The 23,358-nt window shown below is 72.1% G+C and carries 25 protein-coding genes; 17 read left to right on the top strand and 8 right to left on the bottom strand.

Features of this window, described 5'->3' with window-relative positions:
• Positions 1 to 334: 334 nt before the first annotated feature.
• A complete protein-coding gene (locus NEH16_RS30060) occupies positions 335 to 1,297 on the top strand; it encodes a LysR family transcriptional regulator (protein WP_265546182.1) in 963 nt (320 codons plus the stop codon).
• Here NEH16_RS30060 and NEH16_RS30055 read toward each other — a convergent pair.
• The 4 genes from NEH16_RS30055 to NEH16_RS30040 all read right to left on the bottom strand — a co-directional run bounded on the left by NEH16_RS30055 (position 1,229) and on the right by NEH16_RS30040 (position 5,402).
• Positions 1,229 to 2,638 carry an MFS transporter gene (locus tag NEH16_RS30055; protein ID WP_265546180.1) on the bottom strand — a complete coding sequence of 470 codons (1,410 nt, stop codon included), beginning with the start codon at positions 2,636 to 2,638 and terminating at the stop codon, positions 1,229 to 1,231. The two genes, NEH16_RS30060 and NEH16_RS30055, sit on opposite strands and share 69 nt — an antisense overlap.
• The gene (locus NEH16_RS30050; RefSeq protein WP_265546178.1) at positions 2,638 to 3,099 is read right to left on the bottom strand and encodes a nuclear transport factor 2 family protein; all 462 of its coding nucleotides are present in this window, start codon (positions 3,097 to 3,099) and stop codon (positions 2,638 to 2,640) included. The genes NEH16_RS30055 and NEH16_RS30050 overlap by 1 nt, the downstream gene beginning before the upstream one ends.
• Positions 3,100 to 3,131: 32 nt before the next feature.
• The gene (locus NEH16_RS30045) at positions 3,132 to 4,022 is read right to left on the bottom strand and encodes an alpha/beta hydrolase (RefSeq protein WP_265546176.1); all 891 of its coding nucleotides are present in this window, start codon (positions 4,020 to 4,022) and stop codon (positions 3,132 to 3,134) included.
• Positions 4,023 to 4,121: 99 nt separating this feature from the next.
• Complete coding sequence (locus NEH16_RS30040) at positions 4,122 to 5,402, bottom strand: MFS transporter (protein ID WP_265546174.1); 1,281 nt, start codon at positions 5,400 to 5,402, stop codon at positions 4,122 to 4,124.
• A 152-nt stretch (positions 5,403 to 5,554) separates the two neighbouring features.
• On the opposite strand from NEH16_RS30040, the gene NEH16_RS30035 reads away from it, so the two are divergent.
• The 4 genes from NEH16_RS30035 (at position 5,555) to NEH16_RS30020 (ending at position 7,839) form a co-directional block, all read left to right on the top strand.
• The gene (locus NEH16_RS30035) at positions 5,555 to 6,094 is read left to right on the top strand and encodes a CGNR zinc finger domain-containing protein (RefSeq protein WP_265546173.1); all 540 of its coding nucleotides are present in this window, start codon (positions 5,555 to 5,557) and stop codon (positions 6,092 to 6,094) included.
• A 70-nt stretch (positions 6,095 to 6,164) separates the two neighbouring features.
• Positions 6,165 to 6,665 carry a helix-turn-helix domain-containing protein gene (locus NEH16_RS30030; RefSeq protein ID WP_265546171.1) on the top strand — a complete coding sequence of 167 codons (501 nt, stop codon included), beginning with the start codon at positions 6,165 to 6,167 and terminating at the stop codon, positions 6,663 to 6,665.
• A 5-nt stretch (positions 6,666 to 6,670) separates the two neighbouring features.
• Positions 6,671 to 7,324, top strand: coding sequence for a glyoxalase (locus NEH16_RS30025; protein ID WP_265546170.1), 654 nt, complete (start codon positions 6,671 to 6,673; stop codon positions 7,322 to 7,324).
• A 53-nt stretch (positions 7,325 to 7,377) separates the two neighbouring features.
• Entirely contained in the window at positions 7,378 to 7,839 is a 462-nt protein-coding gene (locus tag NEH16_RS30020) for an iron chaperone (RefSeq protein ID WP_265546169.1), read from the top strand.
• A gap of 41 nt (positions 7,840 to 7,880) precedes the next feature.
• Here the strand turns inward: NEH16_RS30020 and NEH16_RS30015 are convergent, their stop codons facing one another.
• Positions 7,881 to 8,528 carry a TetR/AcrR family transcriptional regulator gene (locus NEH16_RS30015; RefSeq protein ID WP_265547433.1) on the bottom strand — a complete coding sequence of 216 codons (648 nt, stop codon included), beginning with the start codon at positions 8,526 to 8,528 and terminating at the stop codon, positions 7,881 to 7,883.
• Between the two features lie 157 nt (positions 8,529 to 8,685).
• Between NEH16_RS30015 and NEH16_RS30010 the strand changes: the two genes are divergently transcribed.
• From NEH16_RS30010 to NEH16_RS30000, 3 genes are all read left to right on the top strand, one after another.
• On the top strand, positions 8,686 to 10,155 hold the full coding sequence (locus NEH16_RS30010; RefSeq protein ID WP_265546168.1) for an MFS transporter: 1,470 nt from the start codon (positions 8,686 to 8,688) through the stop codon (positions 10,153 to 10,155).
• A 382-nt stretch (positions 10,156 to 10,537) separates the two neighbouring features.
• Complete coding sequence (locus tag NEH16_RS30005) at positions 10,538 to 11,023, top strand: hypothetical protein (RefSeq protein WP_265546167.1); 486 nt, start codon at positions 10,538 to 10,540, stop codon at positions 11,021 to 11,023.
• Positions 11,024 to 11,104: 81 nt separating this feature from the next.
• Positions 11,105 to 11,704: a dihydrofolate reductase family protein gene (locus NEH16_RS30000; protein ID WP_265546165.1), complete on the top strand. Its 600-nt coding sequence runs from the start codon at positions 11,105 to 11,107 to the stop codon at positions 11,702 to 11,704.
• Here the strand turns inward: NEH16_RS30000 and NEH16_RS29995 are convergent.
• On the bottom strand, positions 11,692 to 12,540 hold the full coding sequence (locus NEH16_RS29995; protein WP_265546163.1) for a M23 family metallopeptidase: 849 nt from the start codon (positions 12,538 to 12,540) through the stop codon (positions 11,692 to 11,694). The genes NEH16_RS30000 and NEH16_RS29995 overlap by 13 nt on opposite strands.
• A gap of 56 nt (positions 12,541 to 12,596) precedes the next feature.
• Positions 12,597 to 13,103, bottom strand: coding sequence for an ArsR/SmtB family transcription factor (locus tag NEH16_RS29990; RefSeq protein ID WP_265546161.1), 507 nt, complete (start codon positions 13,101 to 13,103; stop codon positions 12,597 to 12,599).
• Positions 13,104 to 13,207: 104 nt separating this feature from the next.
• Between NEH16_RS29990 and NEH16_RS29985 the strand changes: the two genes are divergently transcribed.
• From NEH16_RS29985 to dhaL, 4 genes are all read left to right on the top strand, one after another.
• A complete protein-coding gene (locus NEH16_RS29985) occupies positions 13,208 to 13,657 on the top strand; it encodes a MarR family winged helix-turn-helix transcriptional regulator (RefSeq protein WP_265546159.1) in 450 nt (149 codons plus the stop codon).
• Between the two features lie 8 nt (positions 13,658 to 13,665).
• Positions 13,666 to 15,108, top strand: a complete 1,443-nt coding sequence (locus NEH16_RS29980; RefSeq protein WP_265547431.1) for an MFS transporter — start codon at positions 13,666 to 13,668, stop codon at positions 15,106 to 15,108.
• 339 nt (positions 15,109 to 15,447) lie between these two features.
• The gene (locus NEH16_RS29975; protein WP_265546157.1) at positions 15,448 to 16,446 is read left to right on the top strand and encodes a dihydroxyacetone kinase subunit DhaK; all 999 of its coding nucleotides are present in this window, start codon (positions 15,448 to 15,450) and stop codon (positions 16,444 to 16,446) included.
• A gap of 40 nt (positions 16,447 to 16,486) precedes the next feature.
• The gene (gene dhaL / locus NEH16_RS29970) at positions 16,487 to 17,149 is read left to right on the top strand and encodes a dihydroxyacetone kinase subunit DhaL (protein WP_265546156.1); all 663 of its coding nucleotides are present in this window, start codon (positions 16,487 to 16,489) and stop codon (positions 17,147 to 17,149) included.
• A gap of 91 nt (positions 17,150 to 17,240) precedes the next feature.
• Here the strand turns inward: dhaL and NEH16_RS29965 are convergent, their stop codons facing one another.
• Positions 17,241 to 17,921, bottom strand: a complete 681-nt coding sequence (locus tag NEH16_RS29965) for an HAD family hydrolase (RefSeq protein WP_265546154.1) — start codon at positions 17,919 to 17,921, stop codon at positions 17,241 to 17,243.
• A gap of 415 nt (positions 17,922 to 18,336) precedes the next feature.
• On the opposite strand from NEH16_RS29965, the gene NEH16_RS29960 reads away from it, so the two are divergent.
• The 5 genes from NEH16_RS29960 to NEH16_RS29940 all read left to right on the top strand — a co-directional run bounded on the left by NEH16_RS29960 (position 18,337) and on the right by NEH16_RS29940 (position 23,353).
• Complete coding sequence (locus NEH16_RS29960) at positions 18,337 to 19,032, top strand: ScbR family autoregulator-binding transcription factor (protein ID WP_374215628.1); 696 nt, start codon at positions 18,337 to 18,339, stop codon at positions 19,030 to 19,032.
• Positions 19,033 to 19,156: 124 nt separating this feature from the next.
• Positions 19,157 to 20,176 carry a LacI family DNA-binding transcriptional regulator gene (locus NEH16_RS29955; RefSeq protein WP_073969170.1) on the top strand — a complete coding sequence of 340 codons (1,020 nt, stop codon included), beginning with the start codon at positions 19,157 to 19,159 and terminating at the stop codon, positions 20,174 to 20,176.
• Between the two features lie 90 nt (positions 20,177 to 20,266).
• Positions 20,267 to 21,559: an extracellular solute-binding protein gene (locus tag NEH16_RS29950; RefSeq protein WP_265546151.1), complete on the top strand. Its 1,293-nt coding sequence runs from the start codon at positions 20,267 to 20,269 to the stop codon at positions 21,557 to 21,559.
• Positions 21,556 to 22,494 carry a carbohydrate ABC transporter permease gene (locus NEH16_RS29945; RefSeq protein ID WP_265546149.1) on the top strand — a complete coding sequence of 313 codons (939 nt, stop codon included), beginning with the start codon at positions 21,556 to 21,558 and terminating at the stop codon, positions 22,492 to 22,494. Before NEH16_RS29950 ends, NEH16_RS29945 begins: the two co-directional genes overlap by 4 nt.
• A 1-nt stretch (position 22,495) precedes the next feature.
• On the top strand, positions 22,496 to 23,353 hold the full coding sequence (locus NEH16_RS29940; RefSeq protein ID WP_073969167.1) for a carbohydrate ABC transporter permease: 858 nt from the start codon (positions 22,496 to 22,498) through the stop codon (positions 23,351 to 23,353).
• Positions 23,354 to 23,358 lie beyond the last annotated feature (5 nt).

The raw sequence follows: 23,358 nt of genomic DNA, 5'->3' as shown, positions 1-23,358 counted from the left end.
CTGCTCGCGGGGGAAGAGCGGACGGAGGGCGACGACCGGGCCTACCCCGGCGCCCTTGCCGCGCACCTCCACGTCGCCGCGGACGGTCGCCAGGTGCTCAGCTTCTCCGAGTGGGTCGCGGAGGAGCCGGCCGTCGCCCATATCGAGGCGGTATGGGCCCCGGTGCTCAAGGACTTCGGCGGTACCGGCACCCTCTACCGCCACCACCGCACCCTCCTGCCCCGGACGCGACCGCTCCGCGATGAAGCGTCCGCCGCGGGGCGGCGGAACACCCCGGTCCTGCCGCGAAACTACGATGGTGACGCGACGGTGACGGGATGGTCGGGGGGCCTGGGTGGAGCGGTACGAGATCGAGACGTTCCTGACGCTGGCGGACGAACTGCACTTCGCGCGGACCGCGGAACGGTTGCGTGTGTCGCCGGGGCGGGTCAGCCAGACGGTCAAGGCGCTGGAACGGCGCGTCGGCGGGCCGTTGTTCGAACGGACCAGCCGCCGCGTCGCCCTCACGCCGGTCGGCCGGCGGCTCCGGGAGGACCTGCTGCCCGCGTACCGGCAGATCCAGCGTGCCGTCGCCGACGCGACGGCGGCGTACGCGGGTGTACGGGGCGCGTTGCGGGTCGGCTTCACCACCCCGTGGTGCGGGGAACTCCTCATCAAGGCCGGTGACGCCTTCACCGCGCGCCACCCCGACTGCACGGTCGAGCCGCTGTACGTGACGTACAACTCCGCCGTCACCGCCCTGCGGAAGAAGCGGGTCGATCTGCTGGTCGCCGCGCTGCCCGTGGAGGAATCCGACGTCGTCGCCGGGCCGGTGCTGTTCTCCGAGGAGCGTGCGCTGGTCGTTCCTGCGGGCCACCCGCTGGCGCGACGGGCCACGGTCTCTGCGGAGGCACTGGCCGAGCTGCCGCTGGTGACGGCCGCGGGGGTGTCGAAGGCGTTCGGCGAGTCGTTCTTCCCCACCCGCACACCGGGCGGCCTGCCGATCGAGCACGGTCCGGCGGCGGGCGGCTGGCAGGGCATCCTGTCGATGGTCGGGGCCGGGAAGGGGGCAACCGTGGCGACCGTCGCCGCCGGCAGGTACTACGTCCGGCCCGACGTCGCCTACGTGCCGTTCGATGACGCGGAGCCCGTCGACTACGCGCTGATGTGGCGGACCGGTGACCGGCCGTCGGGCCTGTCGGCCCTCATCCGGACCGTCGTGGAGCTCGCCCCGCCGGCCGGCCGGTCCTCATGCGGCTGTGAGGGTGCCGGCGCCCCCGGCCCTCGGCAGTGTCAGGGTTGCGGCGGCGGTCGCTAGCAGCCCGGCCGCCGCGAGCAGCACGCTCCAGCGCATCCCGGCGAGGAACGAATCCGCGCCGGCCAGCAGCGCCCCGAAGACGGCCACCGCGATCGCCCCGCCCACCTGGCGCGCCGTGTTGAGTACGGCCCCGGCGGTGCCCGCACGGTCGGCGGGCACCGCGTCGAGGAGCATCGCCGTCAGGGCCGGCACCGCCAGCGCACCGCCGAGGCCGACCGGCACCATCAGCACCGCCACCACCCACACCCCGGTGTGCGGGCCGACGAGAAGCAGGGTCAGCAGCCCGCCCGCGCCGACGAGCTGCCCCGCCGTCATCGGGACACGCGGTCCGTACCGTGCGGCCAGCCGGGCCGAGGCCAGGTTCACCAGCGCGACCAGCGCTGTCATCGGGATGAACATCAGGCCCGCGTGCAGCGCCGTCTGCCCGCGCTCCTGCTGGAGGTAGAGGCTGAAGTCGAACACGCCCCCGTAGTAGGCGGCGTTGGCCATGAAGCCGACCACCAGGGACACCGTCACCACCCGGGTACGGAACAGCGCCATCGGCACCATCGGGTGGGCGCCCCGCGCCTGCGCGACGAGGAAGCCCGCAGCCGCGACGACGGCCACCGCCAGGGAGGCGAGGACCGCCGGACGGCCGAAGCCCTCGGCGCCGCCCTCGATCACGCCGTACGTCAGCCCGCCCATCGCCAGGACCGCCGTCGCCTGCCCCGGCACGTCCAGTCGCGCCGGGAGTCGCGGGGATGCGGGGAGCCGGGCCAGGAGGGCCAGCGCCGCCAGGGCCGCGGGCAGATTGACGTAGAAGATCCACCGCCAGCCGGCCGACGCGGTCAGCGCGCCGCCGACGACCGGCCCGGCCGCGACGGCGACGGCGCCGCCGACGGTCCAGACCGCGATGGCACGCGCCCGCTCGGCCTGATCGGGGAAGCCCTGCCGGACCAGTGCCAGCGAGGCCGGCATCATCACCGCGGCCGCCGCACCCTGGACCAGCCGGGCGGTGACGAGGACGGAGAGGCCGGGCGCGAGTCCGCAGGCGGCCGAGGCCGCCGCGAAGAGGACCAGGCCGCCTCCGAAGGCCCGCTTGGCGCCGATGCGGTCGGAGAGGGCACCGGCGGACAGCATCAGGGCGGCGAACATCAGCGTGTAGCCGTCGACCACCCACTGGAGTCCGGACATGCCGACACCGAGGCCGCGTCCGATGTCGGGCAGGGCGACCGTGACGATCAGCGCGTCCAGGGAGATCAGGAAGAAGCCCAGCAGGGCGGCGCCGAGTACGGCGGGTCTGCCGCGCCGTTCGGTGGCCGGCGGTCCGGTGGTGGGGTCCAGGGCCTGTTCGGCGGCCATCAGCCCGCCGTCCGTACGGGCAGCGCCTGGTTGCCGTCGCCCCAGGTCGCGGTCATGACCACCGTGTCGATCAGCCACCGGTCGCCGTTTCGGACCAGCTCCCAGCGGTAGTCGCCGCCGAGCGTCCACAGGGACGCCCCGTGGGCCGCGGCCAGTCGGTGGGTGGCCTGGAAGGAGGCGGTGCAGACGGCGCGGTCGCCCTCGACGGTGACGAGCTGGTTGGCGATCAGGGGCTGGGTCGCGTCGTAGCCGGAGAGGGTGCCGCGCCAGGCGTCGGTGATCTCCCGCGGTGTCAGGCGGACCGGCTCTCCCCCGTTGAGGCTGGTGTAGTCGAGCACGACCTTGTCGGCGAAGAGCGTGCGCAGCTGCTCCCACTCCCGGCGGTCGGCGTGCACCGCCATGCGGGTGCAGGTCTCGGCGACGGCGAACCGGGAGGCGAGGGTGGGGGTGGATTCGGGCATGGTGGACGACCTGTCCGTGGGGGCGGCGGTGTTCACAGCGTGCGGGCGAAGTGCTCGGCGACGGCATCGGCGGCCAGGCGGACCTGGGGTGACTGGTCGTAGAAGTCGAACTGACCGCCTTCCGTCCATACGAATTCCGAGGACCCGGCCAGACCGGCGTGGAAGCGCCGGGCCCCGTCCGGTATCGCGGCGTCCTCGCTGTGCACGAGGAGCGTCGGCGCGGTGATGCGCGGGGCGAGGGCGACGGCGTCGTGGTCGAGCCATTCGGCCCAGGCCATGACGGCGTACCGATTGGGCCAGCCAGGTATCGCGCCGCGTTCGGGGTTCAGGTAGAAGTCGATGGCGAAGGGCATGGCGGCGTCCGGGTCGCTGCCGCTGACCACGGGCACGTAGCTGACCTCCCCGGTCTCCGCGTACCGGCGGGCGGCGTCGGCCGCCGCGGCCTTCTTCGCCTCGATGCCCGCCGGGCCTCCGTAGTTCTCCTCGCAGATCCGGCGGTCGTGCAGCCAGGGTGCGACGAGGGCGAGCGAGCGTACGCGGGGGTCCTCGGCGGCGAAGGCTGCGGCGTACATCGCACCCGCGCACACCCCCAGCGCCCCCAGGTCCTCGCCGCTCACGGCGGGGTGGGTCAGGACGAAGTCGGCCGCCGCGCGCAGGTCGCGGACCTTCTGCGCGGGCGACTCGCAGTCGCGTGGCGCGCCGTCGGACTCGCCGTATCCGGTGAAGTCGAACGACAGCGCCGCGAAGCCGCGTTCGGCCAGCTCCCGCGCGTAGCGGTCGGCCATCTGTTCCTTGACGGACGTCCAGGTCCCGGCGATCAGGACGGCGGGCGGCGGGGTGGTCTCCTCGGCGTCGGGCAGGTGGAGGTGACCGGACAGTTTGCCCATGTCACCGACGAAGCTCACTTGTTCACGTACGGGCATACGCCACTCCTTGCGATCAAGGGGAAGGGGGTGCCCTCACGCTGACATCCGGCGGTGTTCCGGATCAACGGCCTATGCCTAAGGCGAGGTTGAGCTGAACTAAACGACTCCCGACGCCGTACTCTGCCCGGACGGTGAGGGCACGTTCCGGATGAACAGCACCGGCGTCACCGCGGTCGCGGCGGCGAAGAGGCCGAACGCCAGGCGCATGCCGCACAGTTCGGCCAGGAGGCCCACCAGCGCCGCGCCCAGGGGCATGGCGCCGAAGTTGAAGAGGCGCGATGCTGCTCCGTAGCGGCCGAGCATCTCGTCCGGCACCCTGCGCTGCGTAAGGGTGCGGGCGTTGACGGACCAGAGGGTGCCGCCCATGCCTCCCAGGAAGGCGCCGGCCGCCACCGCCCAGAGGCTCGTCGTGAGCGCGGGCAGCGCCACCATCGCGATGGTGCCGATCAGGTCGGCGAACATCGCGCGGCGGGCACCGAGGACCCGGTTGACCCAGGTCACCGTCAGCGCGCCGGCCAGGCCGCCGACGCCGAGGGCGCTGAGCAGGATGCCGTACTCGCGGGAGCCGAGGCCCATGGCCTGCTGGGCGTAGAGCGGCATGAGCGCCAGCCAGGCACCCCAGACGGCGGAGAGCACGGCGACGATCAGGGACAGGGTGCGCAGCAGGCGGTCGTTCCAGAGGAAACGTACGCCCTCGGCGATGCGGCTGTTGACCGATGCGGGTGCCGTGTCCGGGGCGGGCGCGGCGGGGCGGAAGCGGCCGACGAGCAGGAGCAGGGCCAGGGCGGCGAGGGCGTAGGAGGCGCCGGTCACGCCCAGCGCGAGGCCGGTTCCGGCGGCCAGGAGCAGCCCGCCGACGAAGGGGCCGGCGAATTCCTGCCCCACGGTCTCCGCGCCCACCATCCAGGCGTTGGCCCGTTCCCGTCCGGCGGGCGGCACCGCGGCCGGGACCAGGGCGGACGCCGAGGTCGATGCCGCCACGTCGGCGACGCCGAGGATCGCGCCGGCGGCGAAGAGCACGGCGAGCGCGACGCCGCCGTCGAGGGCGGTGACGGTGAGCCAGGCCATCGCGGCCACGCGCATGCCGTTCGCCGTCCAGAGCAGCCTACGGCGGTCGAAGCGGTCGACGAGGACGCCGATGTGCAGGGCGATGAGCAGCCACGGCAGCGTCAGGGTCAGGGAGACGGCGGTGACTTGCGCGGGTGAGCCGGTGAGCTGGGCGGCGAGCAGGGGGAGCGCCATCTTCATCACGCCGTCGGCGAGGTTGGTCGCGGCGGTGAAGGCCACGAGGACGGCGGTGTTACGGCGGCCGAGGCGCGTCCGGGTGTCGTGCCGCGCGGTCGCGGTGCCTGTGTGTTCGGGCGCTGTCGTGGTCATGGCCGTCCATCCCCCTGGTCGTCTCGGCACCGAGCCGTCTCACCGTCTAACGCGTTAGCCGGTGAGAGCACTGTGCCCCACGCCGCTCCCTCCGCGCAACCGGTAAAACGGATAGCCGGTAGAATGGCGGGGGTGTGGAAGGAGTGACGCGCATGCTGGAGCAGCCGGTCCCGGCCGTCCTGGTCGAAGCCTTCGCCAACACGGTCGACGTGGAGGAGGCGAGCGACGAGATCACGACCGCCGCCGGGCTGTCCGCCTGGCTCACCGGACGCGGTCTGCTCGACGCCCCGGCGGAGATCGCGGCGGAGGTGCACGCCGACTACCTCGCCCTGCGCGCGGGCCTCAGGGAGGAGTTGGGCGCCCATGTGGGCGACACCCCCGACCCCGCACTGCTCGCCGCCGCCGAGCGGGTCCTCGCCGCGCACCCGGTGCTGGTCACCGCCCGGGGCACGCTCACCGCCGCCCCGGGGCTGCCGCCGGAGCGCCGGCCCCTGGCCGCCCTGGCCATCGCCTGGAACGAACTGGTCACCACGGGCGACGCGGCCCGGCTCAAGCGCTGCGCGGAGCACACCTGCGCCTGGGCGTTCTGGGACGTCTCGAAGAACCGCAGCCGTCGCTGGTGCTCGATGAAGGTGTGCGGCAACCGCAACAAGTCCCGCACCTACGCCACCCGGAAGCGGCAGGGCGCCTGACGGCGCGTCCGGCCGGGCTCATCAGGAATCGAGAAGCGGGGGGCGCCGGGGCGTCCCTAGCCTGCTGGACATGGACATCTCACCCATACGCAGCACCCCGGGGAACCGCCCGGCCGACGTGGCGCGGCTGCGTCGCGTCCGCGACCTGATCGACCGGACCTACGCCGCGCCGCTGGACGTGGTGGCGCTCGCGCGCGGGGCGGGCATGGCACCCGGCTGCCTCGGTCGGCGATTCCGGACCGTCTACGGGCAGTCCCCGTACGCCTATCTGACCGCGCGTCGCGTGGACCGCGCGACGCTGCTGCTGCGGGGCGGTCTCGGCGTCGACGCCGTGGGCGCGGCGGTCGGCTGCGCGACACCGGGGATATTCACCGCCCGCTTCACCGAGCTGGTCGGCCTGCCCCCGGAGCGCTTCCGCCGCCTGGCGGACGAGGCGGCCACCACCGGGGGCGGGGCCGCGGGCGCGGCGGTGGCGCCCGGTGTCGAGGGGCTGCCGGCGTGCCTGGCACAGCGGGTCGCGAGAGCGGTCAGGAATCAAGAAGCCCAGGCACCGGCCCGGCCCCTAACGTGAAGTTCATGGACACCACCACTGACACCAAGCCCGCCACCTCGCTCTCCTCCGTCACCCTTGAGGTGGCCGACATCGAGGCGGCCCGCCGCTTCTACGCCGCCTTCGGTGTGGACACGCACATCCGGCTGCGGGCCCGCGAGGCCCAGGACACCGGTTTCCGCGGCTTCACCCTGGCGCTCACCGTGTCCGGCCCCGCCACCGTCGACGGCTTCGTCGCCGACGCGGTCGACGCCGGGGCCACCGTGCTGAAGCCGGCCGCCAAGTCGCTGTGGGGGTACGGCGGCGTCGTACAGGCCCCGGACGGGACGATCTGGAAGATCGCGACCTCGGCCAAGAAGGACACCGGGCCCGCCACCCGCGAGATCGACGAGTTCGTGCTGCTGCTCGGCGTGCGGGACGTGAAGGCCACCAAGCAGTTCTACGTGGACCGGGGGCTGGCCGTCGGCAAGAGCTTCGGCGGGAAGTACGCCGAGTTCCGGCCCGCCGACTCCTCCGCCGTGAAGCTGGCCCTGTACAAGCGGCGCGCCCTCGCCAAGGACCTCGGCGTCCCGGACGACGCGGCCGGCTCCCACCGGATCGTCCTCGGCGGCACCGCCGGAGCCTTCACCGACCCGGACGGCTTCGCCTGGGAGCCCGCCGCCCCCGCCGACCGCGCCTGACCCGCACGCCCGCTCTCCGCCCTGCCCTCCCCCGTACGAAAGGAACCCCTGCCATGCCGACGTCGAAGTCCTCCGAGCACTACAGCGGATTCACCGCCGAGGAGCGGGCCGCGATGAAGGAGCACGCGCGCGAGGAGAAGAAGGCGGCCTCCCGGCGCGGCGCGTCCCGGGCCGAGAAGGAGGCTGCGGCGGAGCAGGACGTCCTCGCGAAGATCACCGAGATGCGGGACGCCGACCGCGCCCTCGCCGAGCGCATCCACAAGATCATCAGAGAGGCCGCTCCGGAGCTGGCGCCGAAGCTCTGGTACGGCATGCCGGCGTACGCCAGGGACGGCAAGGTCGTCTGCCACTTCCAGAGCGCGGAGAAGTTCAAGTCGAGGTACGCGACGCTCGGCTTCAGCGACCAGGCCGCGCTGGACGACGGCACGATGTGGCCGACCGCGTACGCCCTGACCGAACTGACCACGGCCACCGAGGAGCAGATCACCGCGCTCATCCGAAAGGCGGCGGGCTGAGGCCCACTTCTCCACGGCCCTTGGCGCTGAGACGCGGAGGCTTACGCGCCGGCCTGGAGGCGCAGTCCGGCCAGGGTCAGGTCCAGCGCGGAGCGGAACTGGTCCACGTCGTCATGACCGTCGAACTCGTCGACGATCTCGTGGATGAAGGGGTACTCCGCCGGGTCCAGCTCGCGCCAGGCACTGGCGAAACGGCCGAGGTACTCCTCGCGGTCCACGGCCCCGTCGAGGATTTCCTGCGGCGGCTCCTGGCCCATGTCGACGGCGGAGCCGACGACGACTCCGACGATCGCGGACACCGCGTGGAACCGCTGCCGCGCGTCGAGCTTCAGGCGCAGCGTCTGCCGGCCGAGCTTCTCGTACAGGCGCAGCGAATTGCTCTGGAGGTCGGTGTTGCGCATGAAGTACGCACCGAGCCAGGGCCGGTCCACGATCGCGTCGAACAACGTCATGGCCATCGCCCGCAGATCGTCGATGGGGTCGTCGCCGGGCGCGGCCTTCTCGATGTCGGCGAGCACCGTGCCCACCACATGATCCGTGGCGCGGTCCAGCAGTTCGTCCTTGCTCTCGACATACCAGTAGATGCTGGCAACGCCGCCGCCCAGGCGCTGCGCGAGCGCGCGGAAGGTCAGCGCGGGCGCGCCTGCCTCGTCCAGCAGGGCCACCGCCTCGGTGAGCACGGACTCCATCGAGTGCGAAGCCCGGCGGCGTCCCCCGTCGGCCCGGCGCCGCTGCTGTGCCATGGCGTGTTCCTCTCGCTTTTTGCATCGTATCGAACGCTGTTCTATCGTAGCTCATCGTACGGCGTTCGATAGCCGAACGATGTTCGATCGAAAGGACCGCGCCATGACTACCGCCCCACCCGGAAACGGGTCCCGTTCCTATCCCTCGCTGCGTGCGGCGTGGATACCCCTGGCCGCCCTGTGCCTGGCCTTCTTCGTCGAGATGGTCGACAACACGCTGCTGTCGATCGCCCTGCCCACGATCGGCCGCGACCTGGGCAGCGGCACGACCGCGTTGCAGTGGGTCACCGGTGCGTACTCGCTGACGTTCGGCGGCCTGCTGCTGACCGCCGGATCGATGGCGGACCGGCTCGGCCGCCGCCGGGTGCTGCTCATCGGGCTCACCGTGTTCGGCGCGCTCAGCCTGTGCGTCGCCCTCGTCTCCACCGCGGGTGAGCTGATCGCCCTGCGCGCCGCGCTCGGCGTGGCCGCCGCCGCGATGGCTCCGATCACGAACTCGCTGGTCTTCCGCCTGTTCGACGACAAGGCCCTGCGGATGCGCGCGATGACCGTGATGATCATCGTGGGCATGTCCGGCTTCGTGCTCGGCCCGCTGCTCGGCGGTACGGCGCTGGCGCACGTCCGGTGGGAGTGGCTGCTGCTCATCAACGCCCCGATCGCGCTGATCGCGTGCATCGGCGTCCGGCTCGGCGTGCCGGCCGACCGCCCCGAGGACCTGACCAGGGACAGGCTCGACGTGCCGGGCGCGCTGCTGAGCGTCGCCGCCATCGGGCTCGCCTGCTACTCGCTGACCAGCGGGGTCGAGAACGGCTGGCTCTCCGGGATCACCCTGGGGTCGATCGTGGGCGCGGTCGCGGCCGCGTACGCCTTCGTCCGGCACGAGCGGCGCAGCTCGGCGCCGATGCTGGATCTCCGGGTCTTCTCGAACGGCACGGTGCGGGGGGCCGCCCTCGCGCAGATCGGGACGTCGATCGCGATGGCCAGCGTGATGTTCGGGCTGATCCTGCACTTCCAGTACGCGTACGGGTGGAGCCCGGTCCGGGCCGGCCTGGCCAACCTGCCCATCATCGTGACGATGCTCATGGCCACCCCTCTGTCCGAGTGGCTCGCCCGCCGGTTCGGGCACCGCATCGCCTGCCTGGTGGGCGCGGCCTGTCTGGCGGGGTCGTTGGCCGGTCTCGCCTGGGGCGTCGAGCACGGGTACGCCGTCATCGCGGTGTGCATGGTGCTCATGACCGTGGGGCTGCGCACCGTGATGACGATCTGCGCGGTGGCCCTCGTGGACGCGATGCCCAGCAACCGGACCTCGATCGCCGCCGCCCTCAACGACACCGCCCAGGAGGTCGGCTCCAGCGTCGGCACCGCGGTGGTCGGCACGCTGATCGCGGCACTGGTCACCACCTCGCTCCCCGCCGGGGTGTGGAGCGGCGACCTCGTCGCGTCCTTCTTCCACGGCGAACGGATCACCTACGCGCTGCTCGCCGTCCTCGTCGGCCTGATCGCAGCCGGTGGCGCGCTGAGCCTCACCGACTCGCACAGCGTCGAGGAACACCCCGTCGAGGAACCCGTCTGATGTGCGCCCCGGCAGCGGAGCCCGTCGGTCCCGGGCTCAGTTGCCGGGCGGCAGCAGATTCCTGGTCAGGTCGAAGGCGGACGTGGCGGTGGCGAGGAGGGCGTTGATCCGGCCGAGCACCCGGTCGGCGCGGTCGGTGTCCTCTGCGCCGACCGCGTCCGCCAGGTCCTCCGCGTACGCGCGCCGGCCCTTGCGGGTGAGGGCGTACGAGCCGAACCTCCAGCCCTCGACGCGCAGGAGTCCGGCCGCCGGAGGGAGGGCGCTGCCCCGAGGGGCGTGCTACTGAGGTCTCACGGCCGGGTTGGCTCCCCGGTATGACGCCGTCGGTGCGGCCCTGCCCCTACCGTCCGGTCATCGCACCGAACCCGAGAAGGGGCTCCCCATGGCACTCGCACCCGACGCCCTCCCCGCACGCCGCCGTCCGCTGCCTCGGCGGGCGGTGCTGCTCCTGGTCCATGCGCTGCTGGCCCTGCCCGCCACCGTCCTCGCGCTGGCGCTGGCCCTGACCGGCAACGCGTCGGCCGCCGGTCGGCTGCAACGGCGCCTCACATCCCTCGGCGGGCCGGCCGAGTCCCCGTCGGCCACGCCTCTTCCGCCCGAGCCGGACCGCTTCCGGACCGTCGTCGGCCGTGCCCTCCGCGGCCTCCCGGCCAACACCCTCGCCTTCGCGCTCGCCGCCCCCTCCGTGACCCTTCTACTCGTCCGCGGCCTGCTGTACCCGCTGGCGACGGCGGGCGAGGACACCACCAGCGCCTGGGGCGGCCCCACCCCGGCCGGCGCCTGGGCAGCCCACTTCGCGATCGCCCTGGCCATGGTCGCAGCGGTGGCGACCCTCCTCGCCACCACCCGCCGCCCCCACCGGTGGTAGCCGCCGGCGCGGCCGGCGATGAGTTCGCGGGGTGGTGGCGGTCATTACTGGGACACGCGCCGATCGTGAAGGGACAGTCCGATGACTAGCCTCATGGTGGACTTCATCATTTCGCTCGACGGATACGCGTCCGCCGAGGGCTGGCCAGGGTTCTGGGGTATGGAGGGGCCCGAATACCTCGCGTGGATCGACAGTGAGGGCGAGAAGCGGCACGTCGGTCTGATGGGGGCCACGACCTACCGGCTCATGTCGGGGTTCGCCGCGCAGATGCCCGACGACCCCGGGTTCGCCGAGCTGAACGCCATGCCCAAGGTCGTCTTCTCGTCCACGCTGGAATCGCCTCTCGTCTGGGAGAACACCGAGCTGATCAGGGGGGACGCCGTCGAGGTCGTGCGGGAGATGAAGCGGACCGAGACGCGTCCGCTGCGTACGCTCGGCAGTCTCAGTCTGTGCAGGGCGCTGCTCGCGGCCGGTCTCGTGGACCGCTTCCGGGTCGTCGTCTTCCCGGTCATCACCGGCGCCACCGGGCGGGAGAGGATCTTCGACGCCTACCCGGATGTCCGCCTCGATCTGATCGAGAGCCGCGTCTTCGACGGGCGGCTCCAGCTGCTGGAGTACGCCCCCGCCGTTCTCGACGGGCCGCCCGGCGAGAACGGTGGAGGTCCGGGTCAGGCGTCCTGAGGCCGGGCCGGAGCGGAGGCGTCCGCGTCCACCGTGAACGTCTCGCCGGCGGCCGGCACCCCGACCCCGTGCCAGGTGAACGGAATTCCGCGCGCCGTCTCCAGGTCCGGGCCGTCCATCAGCTGGAAGTGCACATGGGGCTGGGTCGAGTTGCCCGAGTTGCCGCAGTGGCCGAGCAGGTGGCCGGGCTCGACCTCGTCGCCCGGCCGGACACGCAGGGAGCCGCGCTGGACGTGTGCGTACACGGCGTACGTTCCCTCGCCCAGGTCCAGGACTATGTGGTTGCCCACGACGCGTCGGCTGCCACCTATGGTCCTGCCCACCCCCTCGACCAGCCAGAAATACAGGACCCCGGCGAGCGAGCTGCGGCTCAGGTGGTCGCGCTGGCCGTCCTCCGCGTGCACGACGGTCGCGCCCGCGACCGCGTACAAGGGGGCGCCGAAGGCGGGGTAGTCCCGGTTGCGCCGGGCGACGGGCCAGAACCACACCGGGGCGGGGCGCTCGGGTCCCTCCGCCGGCTCGGCCACGATGTCGATGGCGTAGGTCTGCGCCAGGCTGTGCGTTCCGTGGCTCGGGACCTTGTCGGCGGGGCTGTTGACCGCGGACCAGCGACCGGTCACCGGGGGCTCCACCGCGACAGGTGGCGGAGCCCCGGTCTCGATCCGGTGGCGGACGGAGCGGGCTGTCACCAGGCCGATTCCCATCGCACCGAGGGCCGGGAGCCAGCTCAGCCAGTAGTTGTACGGCAGTTCCACGAAGAATCCGACGACGATCTGGGCGAAGAAGACCACCCACAGCGCGTACTGGACCTTCGCGGCGATCTTCCGTCGGTCCATGAACATGTGCTCCCCCTTGTGCGTCTTCGGCGTACGCGGTCGGCGTACGCGATCGGTCAGGTCACGGGGCGTGCGGCGGTGAGCACCACCAGGAGTGGCACGACTCGCCCCGCCGGTATCTCGTACCGGCCGCGCTCCGGGGAGTGCAGCCAGCCGGCGCCCGTCAGCTGACGCAGATGGTGGTAGACCTGGCCGGTCGTCCCGACACCGTCGAGCGCGGCCAGTTCCGCCGCGGTGCGCAGGCCGCCCAGGACCTCGCGCAGCAGCGTCAGCCGTACGGGATGGCCGAGCGCGGCGAACGACGTGGCGGCCTCCTGCCAATCCTCGTCCAGCACCGTCTCGGTCAGCAGGCCGTACTGCCATTCGTAGCGATGCCCGGTCGGTACGCGCACCGCCCCGGTGAACAGCACCGCGCCGTCCGCCTCGTCCGTCACCGGGTGCCGTGCTTTCAGCGCGTCGAGCGCCCAGAAGTCGGCCTGAGGCACCGCGGGCGCGGCGGGGGCCGCCTCCACCAGCTCGGCCAGGCGCCGTTCCAGCTCGGTGACACGCTCTTCCAAGTCCATGCGACGAGGTTACGTAATTACGGAGTTACATGCAAGGGTGAATTCTCGTCCCGCATCGCACAGGCTTGGTTGCGCAGCTCAAGCTGCGCAGTTAGCCTGCACGCATGAACGAGACCGAGCAGACCGTCTCCGAGACGGCCGCCGGCGCGGCGCACGAGATCCGCGTGGTGTACAGCCGACTGCGGCGGCGCCTGCGGGAGACCTACGACCGCGAGGAGCTCACGCCCTCCCAGACCTCCGTCCTCAGCCGGCTCGACAAGGACGGCGAGGCGTCGGTGGTCGGTCTGGCCGCCGCCGAGGGGGTACGGCACCAGTCGGTGGCGAGCACCGTCGCGGCCCTGGTCGAACGTGGCCTGGTCAGCCGCCGCCAGGACCCGGATGACGGCCGCCGGCAGCTGGTCTACGTGACCGGCAGCGGACACACCTTCCTGGAGGACCGCCGTCGCGCCGGGGAGGGCTGGCTCGCCCGGGCCCTGGAGGAGCACTGCACCGAGGAGGAGCGGCGCGATCTTCTGGCGGCGATGACCGTCCTGGAGCGGGTCGTCCGGTCGTGAGTACGGGAATGACGCGCGCCCTCGAACGGTGGCGCCCTGGGCGGGACGAGGGCTCGGCGCACGGCTTCGACCGGCGGCTGCTCGCCCCGATGATGACGGGGGCCGCCCTCAACCCGGTCAACTCCTCCATCATCTCGGTCTCCCTGGTCCCCATCGGAGCCGCCTTCGGCTCTCCGCCCTCCCGGACGGCGTGGCTGATCTCCGCCCTCTACCTGGCGACCGCGATAGGCCAGCCGGTGATGGGCCGGCTCATCGACCTGTTCGGGCCACGGCGCCTGTTCCTCGCCGGGACCGCGCTGACCGGGATCGCCGGGGTCGTCGGCATGCTGGCGCCCAGCCTCGGCATGCTCGTCGCCGCGCGGGTGCTGCTGGGATTCGGCACCTGCTCCGGCTATCCGGCCGCCATGTACCTGATCCGCAGCGAGGCCCGGCGCACCGGTGAGAAGAGCCCGGCCGGGGTGCTGACCGCGCTCGCGATCACCACCCAGACCATCGCCGTCGTCGGACCGAGCGTCGGTGGACTGCTGGTCGGCATCGGCGGCTGGCGCGCCACCCTGGCCGTCAACATCCCGCTGGCGCTGCTCGGCCTGTACCTCGGGGCGCGCCGCATCCCGGCACTTCCCGGGACGGCCCGCACGGACGGCCGCCCCTGGGTGCGGAGCCTGGATCTGCCGGGGATGGGGCTGTTCGCCGTGGCACTGTCGTGCCTGCTGCTGTTCCTGATGGACATCGGCAGCGGCGCCTGGTGGCTGCTGGTGCTCACCCTCGCGGCCGGTGCCGGATTCACCTGGCGCGAGCTGCGTGCCGGGGAGCCGTTCATCGACGTACGCGTCCTCGGCGGGAATCTGCCGCTGGTCGCCACGTACGGCCGCGCTCTGCTCTGTTACGTCGTCACCTACGCCTTCCTGTACGGATTCACCCAGTGGACCGAGCAGGGACGCGGGCTGTCCGCCTCGCAGGCCGGGCTGGTCCAGCTGCCCCTGTTCGCCACGGGGATCGCCGTCTCCGCCCTCACCGGACGGCGCCAGGCCGTGCGCGGGAAGCTGCTGGTGGGCGCGGTCGGGCAGATCGTGGCGTGTGCGCTGCTGCTCCTCCTGCACGGCGACAGCCCGGTGTGGATGCTGCTGGCGGTCGTGGTCGTCCTCGGTGTGCCGCAGGGGCTGAACGGCCTCGCCCTCCAGAACGCGGTCTATCACCAGTCCGACGGCGACCGCGTCGGCTCGTCCGCCGGGCTGCTGCGCACCTTCGGCTACCTCGGCGCGATCACCGCGTCGGCCGCCAACGGCGCCTTCTTCGGGCAGCGCGCCGACACCGGCGGGCTGCACCACCTGGCCTGGTTCATGCTGGCCACCAGCGTCCTGTTCCTGGCGGTGACCGTCGCCGACCGCTCACTGCGCGGCATCGGCGAGACCTCCGAGAACGACTCACAGGACGACGGGGAGAACCCGTGACCGGCCCGATCACCGGCCGCCAGGCCGCCGACCGCGGCCCGGAGGTGCGCCGGGCGCTCACCGGGAGTGTGGTTCCCGAACCAAAGCGCGTCTTCAGGAGCAGCCCCACCGCCTCGCGACCCTCGCCCCGGTTGTACAGGGCCATGGCCAGGAACGCCCGGAGCGCCGCGTCCTCCGAATACCACCGAACCACGTTGGCACGCCCAGGGCTCGCCCGCACCGCCCGCCCCGTTGCCACGCTGTGCGAGTTGCCGCATGCGGATCGTTACCCGCACCATGGGATTATCGTCCGGGTCGGCTCGTACGGCCTCACCGCCAGGGACGGGATGGGTGCGGCTCATGGCCAGGTACTTCGAGAACGGCGCCGGTGAACTTGTGGCCGACGCGTTGTCCGGCTTCGCTCGTGCGCACGCGGATCTGGTGCGGTACGACGCGGCGGACGGTTTCGTCACCGCCCGGCACACCGCGCCCACGCGGCGGGTCGGGCTGTTGTCGGGGGGCGGGTCCGGGCACGAGCCGTTGCACGCGGGGTTCGTCGGGGCGGGGATGCTCGATGCCGCCTGCCCGGGGAGGGTGTTCGCCTCGCCGCACAACCGGCAGATCTTCCGGGCCTCCCGCGCGGTGGCGGGGCCCGGGGGCGTGCTGCATATCGTGAAGAACTACACCGGCGACCGGATCAACTTCGGCATCGCGGCCGAGCGCCTCGCCGACGCGGGAATCGCCTGTGCGCGGGTCCTCGTGGACGACGACCTGGCCACCGACTCGGAGGACATCGCCGCCGGACGGCGCGGCACGGGCGCCACGGTGCTGCTGGAGAAGGTCCTGGGCGCCGCCGCCGACACGGGGATGGGGCTCGACCAGCTGGTGGAGCTGGGTACGGGCCTCGCGGGACGGTGCCGTACGCTCGCCGTCGCCTCGGCCGCGCACCACGCGCCGGCCACCGGCGAGCCGGCCTTCGAACTGCCGCCCGGTGAGCTGGAGTACGGCGTGGGGATTCACGGAGAGCGTGCCGCCCGCACCCGGGAACAGGGCACCGTGGGCGCGTTGGTGGAGGAGATGACGGGGGCACTGCTGGACGCGTTGCGGCCCGGGGCCGACGAGCCCGTCGTCGCTCTCGTCAACGGGCTCGGGGCCGTCACCTCCCTCGAACTGTACGCGGTGTTCGGAGAGTTGGGGCGCGTGCTCGACGCCCGAGGAGTGCGGCTCGCGCGCCACCTGGTGGGCGAGTACGTGACGGCGCTGGACATGCGGGGGTTCTCCCTCACGCTCATGGCCGCCGACAGCACTGCCTTGGACTTCTACGACGCGCCCGTGCACACCCCGGCACTGCGGTGGTGACCGGTCAGCCCCCTGCGGGACGAAGGTACGAGGAGGGCCCATGACGAGCGACGCTCTGGACGGCACGCGGACCCGCGAGTGGGCGGGGCACTTCGCGGACTCGGTCCATGCGACGGAGGCCGAGCTGACGGCGCTCGACCAGCAGGCGGGCGACGGTGACTTCGGCGCCAACCTCGCCGCCGGGGTCCGGGCCGCCGGGCCGCTGCTCGACGAGGTGGCGGCGTCGGCCGGCCCCGGTGCGTACCTCGGCGCCCTGGCCACCGCCTTCCTGGACGAGGTCGGCGGGACCAGCGGACCGCTCTTCGGCCTGCTGTTCCAGGCGATGGGCCGGGCCGCCGGATCCGGTCCCGGGCTGACGACGGGCGCGCTCGCCGAGGGCGCCGCCGAGGGCCTGGCCGCGATCCGCCGCGTCGGGGACGCGGCGCCCGGCGACAAGACGCTGGTCGACGCGCTGGCCCCGGCGGCCGAAGCGCTGCGGGCGGCCGGGGACGCGCCGCCCGCCGACGCCCTGGCCGCCGCCGCGGCCGAGGCGTGGCGAGGGGTGCGGGAGACCGCGTCCCAGGCGGCACGCATGGGCCGGGCCAGCTATCTGGGCGAACGGGCCACCGGCGTCCCGGACCCGGGAGCCGTGGGCATGGCGCTGTTCTTCGCGTCGGCGGCGGGCACGGTGCGGCAGCTGGCGCCCCACCTCGCCGGTAACTGACCCACCGGTCGGCCAACGTTCCATCTCGCCGTGCCCCACCTCGCCGTGACCGACCCACCGGCACCCCACCTCACCGCGACCGACCCACCGGTCAGGGGCCGAGGCGGCTGCGGGCCCAGCTGAGCAGCTCGGGGTCGGCCAGGCTCGTCACCCACAGGTCGGCCCGCTCGCCGTCCGGGTCCGGCGGGCGCGTCCCGATGCCGATCACCCGGAGGCCGGCCCGGCGCGCCGACTCCATGCCGGTCAGCGAGTCCTCCACGGCCAGGGCCTCCTCCGGCGGTACGCCGCAGAGGCGGGCGGCCGCCCGGTACACGTCCGGCTCGGGCTTCGGCCGTACCTCCTCGCCGGCGACCACCACATGCTGGAAGCAGCCGAGGAGCCCGGCCCGGTCGAGGCACGACTCCACCGTGACCCGGGGGCAGTTGCTTGCCACCGCGAGGGGGCGGTGGCGGGCGGCCAGCCGGACCAGCGCGGCGGCGCCCGGCATGGTGACCGGGTCCTCCTCGACCAGCCCGGTGAAGGTGCTCAGGAGGGTGTCGGCGAGTTCGTCGGCCAGGTCCGGTTTCCCGGTCTCCTGGGCCATCAGGGCCCCGCACTCGACGTAGTGCACGCCCTTGGCCCGGTCGGCGAACCCTGCGGGCGGGGTGAGTCCGAAGAGCCGGAAGGTGATGGTGCGGGCCTCCTGCCAGTGCCTTTCCGTATCCATCAGGGTGCCGTCGCAGTCGAAGACGAGGGCGGACGGGGACCAGGAAAAGATGCGATGAGCTGTCATGTAACCGCCGTTCTCGGAGGCTGCGCCGACCGGTGAACCACGAGGGCGCAGACATGTGCCGGGAGGCACACCTATGGAGGGGAGGAATCGGACGCGGGCGTCGCTCCGTGACCGCGGCGGCCAGGTCGATTCCGCTGGGCGCCGCGACGGACTCGAGACCCCGAGGATCAGCCCGTCCGAAACATCATGACCATTACGTTATTTCGGCGGCCCCGAATTCCGCAATCACCAATTCGAGTGCACCGAATACCTGAAGAAGTACCGCCAGGCTGCGCGGCCCGGGCGATGAATAATAGGATCGTCGCGCGATGCGACTGCGCCCCCGCAAGGAGCGTGACGGCCTTTCATGTCGCGGCGCTAGCACGTATGAGCGAAGGTGGAACAAGTGCAGGACAGGGCGCGCGCAACCCGCAGAGTGCTGCTGGAATCGGCGGCACATCTATTCGTAGAACGGGGATATGCGGGAACGAGTGTCAATGACATAAGTGACCACTCGGGAAAGACCACCGGCGCGATCTACTTCCATTACTCCAGCAAGGAAAAGCTGGCGCTCGCCGTCGTGCGCGAACAGTTCGCCACCTGGCCGCAGCTCGCCACCGCCTACGCCGCCCCCGGCATCCCCCCGTTGGAGAAGCTGGTCGCGCTCAGCTTCCGCGTCGCCCAGTCCCTGAGCGAGGACGTCGTGGCGCGGGCGGGCGCGCGGCTGTGGGCGGAGCGCCGGACCATCGGGGCGCCCGTGCCGACACCGTTCGGCTCCTGGGCGCTGGCCTGCGCCCGGCTCCTCACCCAGGCCCGGACGCGGGGCGAACTCGCGGACGGGGTCGAGCCGTCGGCGGCCGCCGTGGCGCTGGTGTGCGGGTTCTACGGGCACTGCACCCTGACCGACGAGATGCCGGGCAAGTGGGGCTGGACGGAACGGCTCGAGGAGTGGTGGCGGCTGGCCCTCGCCTCGCTCCAGGCGGAGCCCGATCCGGCGGGCCTGCTGGCCCGGGCCCGCGCCCGGATCCCCGCGCAGGCGGTCCCCTCGCAGGCGGGACGGCCGGACGACGCCCTCCCACAAGTGGACCTTTCGCGCGCCGGGCGGCCGGCCGCCTCAGCCCCTCCCCGGTGACGGGCATCACAGGCTTCGACCTCTTGACGCCCTCCGCCCAAACCGGTTTGGTTGTCCTCGTTCGAGCAGTCAAACCGGTTTGAAGACAATCGTCTTCGGCCCGCCGGCAAGGAAGTCCAGGCCCATGGCACGCAAGCCCACCATCGCGGATGTCGCCCGGCGGGCCGGTGTTTCACGCGCCACGGTCTCTTTCGCTCTGAACGACCGGCCGGGTGTCGCCGAGGAGACGAAGCTGCGGATCCTCGCGGCGAGCCGGGAGCTCGGCTGGACCCCCAGCCGTCAGGCCCGGGCCCTCTCCCTCGGCAAGGCCGGCGCCTTCGGGCTCGTCCTCGCCCGCGACGCGGAGCAAGTCGGGGCCGACCCCTTCTTCCCGGCGTTCATCGCCGGGGTCGAGGCGGTGATCGGGCAGCGCGGTGACGGGCTGATGATCCACATCACCGCCCCGGACAACGAGCAGGGCGTCTACCGGCGCCTCGCCTCGGAACAGCAGGTGGACGGGGTCCTCCTCACCGACCTGCGCCGCGACGATCCGCGCCCCGCGCTGCTGCGGGAGCTGGGGCTGCCGGCCGTCGTGGTCGGCCAGCCCGAGTGGGGCGACGGCCTGACGGCGGTGAGCCTGGACGACGAACCGGCGTACACGGCCGCCGTCCGCCACCTCGCGGAGCTGGGGCACCGGCACATCGCCCACGTCGAGGGGCCGCAGGAACTGCTGCACGCCCACCGGCGCCGGAGCGCGTGGGAGCAGACCCTCCGCGCGCTCGGCCTGCCCGAAGGCCCCGTGCTGCCCGGCGGGTTCACGCCCGAGGGCGGCGCGCAGGCGACCAGGCAGCTGCTGGCCTCGGCCGAGCCGCCGACCGCGATCGTCTACGGCAACGACCTGGCCGCGATGGCCGGGCTCTCGGTCGCCCAGGAGCTGGGTGTCCGGGTGCCCGACCAGTTGTCGCTGGTCGGCTACGACGACGCGCCGCTGACGCGGTACAGCTTCCCGCCGCTCGCCTCCGCGCGGGCGGACGCCCGGGGCTGGGGCGAGGCGGCAGCCCGCGCGCTCGACGCGGTCGTCGCCGAGGGCGCCGCCGACCATGTGCGGCTGCCCCCGGCGCAGTTCGTGCCCCGGGCGTCGATGGGGCCGGCGCCCCGCCGGTGACGTAACGGGGGCAATCGACCGGTCGCGCTCGCGCCGACCGGCGATTCCGTGCGGCGACGAGGCCGCGCGTGAACAGTTCGGAGATCAATCATGCTGAGGAGAACGGCGTACGCGCTGCTCGTGCTCGCCCTCGCGGGCACGGCGACGGCCTGCGGCCGGTCGGCTCCCGATCCGGCCACCGCCGCCACGGCGCGCGGCCCGATCACGGTCTGGCTTTCCAACAACGCGCAGGAGGTGCAGTGGGGCAGGGCGATGGTCGCCGCGTGGAACAAGGCCCATCCCGACCAGCACGTCACCGCGCAGCAGATCCCGGCCGGCAAGACCTCCGAGGAGGCCATCAGCGCCTCGATCATCGCGGGGACGACGGCCTGTCTCGCCTTCAACACCTCGCCGGCGGCGGTGCCGACCTTCCAGAAGCAGAACGGCCTCGTCCCCCTCAGTGACTTCCCGGACGGCGAGAAGTACATCACCGGACGCGGCGGCTCCCTCACCGACCAGTACCGCTCCACCGACGGCAAGTTCTACCAGCTGCCGTGGAAGAGCAATCCGGTCATGATCCTCTACAACAAGAAGCTGTTCGCGAAGGCCGGTCTCGATCCCGAGCACCCGAAGCTGGCGACGTACAAGGAATTCCTCGCAACCTCCCGGACGCTCGTGCACAGCGGCGCCGCGAAGGCCGCGATATGGCCCTCGCCGAGCAGTGACTTCTTCCAGCCCTGGTACGACTTCTATCCGGCGTTCGCCGCGCAGAGCGGCGGAAAGCAGCTGATCGAGGACGGCAAGCCGCAGTTCGACTCGGCGGCGGGCCGGCAGGTCGCGGCGTTCTGGCGCACCCTGTACGCGGAGAAGCTGGCGCCCCAGGAGCAGTACCCGGGCGACCCGGTGAACGACGGCAAGACCGCCATGGCGACCGTGGGCGCGTGGGCCGTGGCCGCGTACAAGGACAATGTGGACATCGGTGTGGCCCCCGTTCCGACCGCGGACGGCGGCAGCGGCAAGCACTCCTTCAGTGACGAGAAGTCCGCGGCGATGTTCAGCGCCTGCAAGAACCGGGGCACCGCCTGGGACGTGCTGAAGTTCGCTTCGTCCACCGCACAGGACGGGAAGTTCCTGGAGGCCACCGGCCAGATGCCGATGCGCGAGGACCTGACGGCGAAGTATCCCGGCTACTTCGCGAAGAACCCGACGTACAAGGCGTTCGCCGACCAGGCGGAGCGCGTCGTCGAGGTGCCGAACGTGCCGGGCTCCATCGACATCTGGCAGGCGTTCCGCGACGAGTGGACGAAGTCGGTCGTGTTCGGCCGCGAGTCCACTGACGCGGGGCTGCGCAAGGCGTCGTCCGAGATCACCGACCTGCTGAACGAGTACGGGGACCCGTCATGAGCGTGAACCTGGACGCGGCGCCCGGCGCCGTACGCACGAGTGCACCCGCCCCGCGCGGCAGGGCACGGCGTGGCCTGTCACGGGCCGGCGCGCTGTTCGTGTCGCCGTACGTGCTGTTCATCGTGGTGGTCTTCGCGGTCCCGCTGGTCTACACGGTGTGGATCTCCTTCCACCGCTTCTACTTCACCGCGCCGGGCACGGACATCGACTCGCCGTGGGTGGGTCTGTCGAACTACCGGGACGTGTTCACGGACCCGGTCGTCGGGCAGGCGTTCCTCAACATCCTGATCTTCCTCGTCATCAACGTGCCGCTGACGGTGGGCCTCTCGCTCGTGCTGGCGGCGGCGCTGAACTCGAAGATCCGGGGGCGCGGGTTCTTCCGCGCCGCGTTCTACGTGCCGTATGTGACGGCGAGCGTGGCCCTGGTCGCCGTATGGCAGTTCCTCTTCGGCTCGGACGGGTTCGTCAACCACCTGCTGGGGTCGCACGCCCCGGACCCGTCGTGGCTGGTCAACTCGCATCTGGCGATGCCGATGATCGCCGTCTTCGTGACCTGGAAGCAGCTCGGCTTCTTCGTGATGCTGTACCTGGCGTCGCTCCAGAACGTCGGCAAGGAGCTGTACGAGGCGTCCGCCATGGACGGTGCGGGCAAGGTGCGGCAGTTCTTCTCGGTGACCGTGCCGGGCGTACGGCCGGCCACGACGCTCGTCGTGATCTACGCGATCATCACCGGCGCCAACCTGTTCAGCGAGCCGTATCTGCTGACCGGCGGCGGTGGCCCCGACCACGCGTCGACCTCGCCCGTCCTGCTGATGTACCAGAAGGGCATCGAGCAGGGGCATCCCGACTTCGCGGCGGCTCTGGGCGTCGTGCTCGTCGCCTTCGTGATGGTCGTGTCGATCGCCGCCCGCAAGCTCACCGAGAGGGGCGACTGACATGAGCGCCACCACCCGCAGGCCCGCCCGCCGCTTCGCCACGGGCAGCGCCGTCCGCTACGTGCTGCTGTCGCTGGGCGCCGTCGCCTTCCTGTTCCCCTTCTACTACATGATCGTCGGCTCACTGCGCGGGCAGACCGTCGGTGACCTGTCGGCGGCGGTCCCGTCCGGGCTGACCGGTGACAACTACGCGGCGGTCAACAGCGCGATCTCGCTGGGCCGGTCCCTGCTCAACTCGGGGATCATGACCATCGGGGTGCTGATCTGCACGCTGGTGTTCGGGGTGCTCGCCGGGTACGCGCTGGCGCAGCTGCGCTTCCGGGGCAAGGGGGCGGTCTTCGCGGCCCTCCTGCTCGTACAGATGATCCCGTTCCAGCTGCTGACGCTGCCGCTGTACGTCCTGGTCGTCCGCGACTACGGGCTCGGCGACAACTACCTGGGCATGATCCTTCCGTTCGCGATCAACTCGACGGCCGTGTTCCTGTTCCGCCAGTTCTTCGCGCAGATGCCGCAGTCCCTCTTCGAGGCGGCCCGTATCGACGGTGCGAGCGAGCTGCGCATCCTGTGGAAGATCGCGCTGCCGATGGCCCGGCCGGCCGTACTGACCGCGCTGCTGCTGACGTTCATCGGTCCGTGGAACGAGTTCCTGTGGCCGTTCCTCGTCACCAAGAACGCGGACATGCAGCCGCTGGCCGTCTCGCTCGCGAGCTTCCTCTCCAACCTCCAGGGCACGGTGGCCAACCCGGCCGGTGCCCTGCTGGCCGGCGCCTGTGTGCTGGCCCTTCCCGCGGTGGTCCTGTTCCTCCTGTTCCAGCGCCACTTCACCTCTACCGACATCGATTCCGGAGTAAAGGGCTAAACGCC

Origin of the sequence: Streptomyces drozdowiczii (assembly GCF_026167665.1) — a bacterium.
GTDB lineage: Bacteria > Actinomycetota > Actinomycetes > Streptomycetales > Streptomycetaceae > Streptomyces > Streptomyces drozdowiczii_A.
Note: the sequence above shows the minus strand (reverse complement) of the source record. Positions and strands in the feature narration are given on the sequence as shown.

What these genes read in the sequence shown, in the direction of transcription:
- NEH16_RS30055 (WP_265546180.1), bottom strand. Translation starts at nt 2,638, where the DNA reads ATGGCCGCCGAACAGGCCCTGGACCCCACCACCGGACCGCCGGCCACC.
- NEH16_RS30050 (WP_265546178.1), bottom strand. Translation starts at nt 3,099, where the DNA reads ATGCCCGAATCCACCCCCACCCTCGCCTCCCGGTTCGCCGTCGCCGAG.
- NEH16_RS30045 (WP_265546176.1), bottom strand. Translation starts at nt 4,022, where the DNA reads ATGCCCGTACGTGAACAAGTGAGCTTCGTCGGTGACATGGGCAAACTG.
- NEH16_RS30040 (WP_265546174.1), bottom strand. Translation starts at nt 5,402, where the DNA reads ATGACCACGACAGCGCCCGAACACACAGGCACCGCGACCGCGCGGCAC.
- NEH16_RS30035 (WP_265546173.1), top strand. Translation starts at nt 5,555, where the DNA reads ATGCTGGAGCAGCCGGTCCCGGCCGTCCTGGTCGAAGCCTTCGCCAAC.
- NEH16_RS30030 (WP_265546171.1), top strand. Translation starts at nt 6,165, where the DNA reads ATGGACATCTCACCCATACGCAGCACCCCGGGGAACCGCCCGGCCGAC.
- NEH16_RS30025 (WP_265546170.1), top strand. Translation starts at nt 6,671, where the DNA reads ATGGACACCACCACTGACACCAAGCCCGCCACCTCGCTCTCCTCCGTC.
- NEH16_RS30020 (WP_265546169.1), top strand. Translation starts at nt 7,378, where the DNA reads ATGCCGACGTCGAAGTCCTCCGAGCACTACAGCGGATTCACCGCCGAG.
- NEH16_RS30015 (WP_265547433.1), bottom strand. Translation starts at nt 8,528, where the DNA reads ATGGAGTCCGTGCTCACCGAGGCGGTGGCCCTGCTGGACGAGGCAGGC.
- NEH16_RS30010 (WP_265546168.1), top strand. Translation starts at nt 8,686, where the DNA reads ATGACTACCGCCCCACCCGGAAACGGGTCCCGTTCCTATCCCTCGCTG.
- NEH16_RS30005 (WP_265546167.1), top strand. Translation starts at nt 10,538, where the DNA reads ATGGCACTCGCACCCGACGCCCTCCCCGCACGCCGCCGTCCGCTGCCT.
- NEH16_RS30000 (WP_265546165.1), top strand. Translation starts at nt 11,105, where the DNA reads ATGACTAGCCTCATGGTGGACTTCATCATTTCGCTCGACGGATACGCG.
- NEH16_RS29995 (WP_265546163.1), bottom strand. Translation starts at nt 12,540, where the DNA reads ATGGACCGACGGAAGATCGCCGCGAAGGTCCAGTACGCGCTGTGGGTG.
- NEH16_RS29990 (WP_265546161.1), bottom strand. Translation starts at nt 13,103, where the DNA reads ATGGACTTGGAAGAGCGTGTCACCGAGCTGGAACGGCGCCTGGCCGAG.
- NEH16_RS29985 (WP_265546159.1), top strand. Translation starts at nt 13,208, where the DNA reads ATGAACGAGACCGAGCAGACCGTCTCCGAGACGGCCGCCGGCGCGGCG.
- NEH16_RS29980 (WP_265547431.1), top strand. Translation starts at nt 13,666, where the DNA reads ATGACGCGCGCCCTCGAACGGTGGCGCCCTGGGCGGGACGAGGGCTCG.
- NEH16_RS29975 (WP_265546157.1), top strand. Translation starts at nt 15,448, where the DNA reads ATGGCCAGGTACTTCGAGAACGGCGCCGGTGAACTTGTGGCCGACGCG.
- dhaL (WP_265546156.1), top strand. Translation starts at nt 16,487, where the DNA reads ATGACGAGCGACGCTCTGGACGGCACGCGGACCCGCGAGTGGGCGGGG.
- NEH16_RS29965 (WP_265546154.1), bottom strand. Translation starts at nt 17,921, where the DNA reads ATGACAGCTCATCGCATCTTTTCCTGGTCCCCGTCCGCCCTCGTCTTC.
- NEH16_RS29955 (WP_073969170.1), top strand. Translation starts at nt 19,157, where the DNA reads ATGGCACGCAAGCCCACCATCGCGGATGTCGCCCGGCGGGCCGGTGTT.
- NEH16_RS29950 (WP_265546151.1), top strand. Translation starts at nt 20,267, where the DNA reads ATGCTGAGGAGAACGGCGTACGCGCTGCTCGTGCTCGCCCTCGCGGGC.
- NEH16_RS29945 (WP_265546149.1), top strand. Translation starts at nt 21,556, where the DNA reads ATGAGCGTGAACCTGGACGCGGCGCCCGGCGCCGTACGCACGAGTGCA.
- NEH16_RS29940 (WP_073969167.1), top strand. Translation starts at nt 22,496, where the DNA reads ATGAGCGCCACCACCCGCAGGCCCGCCCGCCGCTTCGCCACGGGCAGC.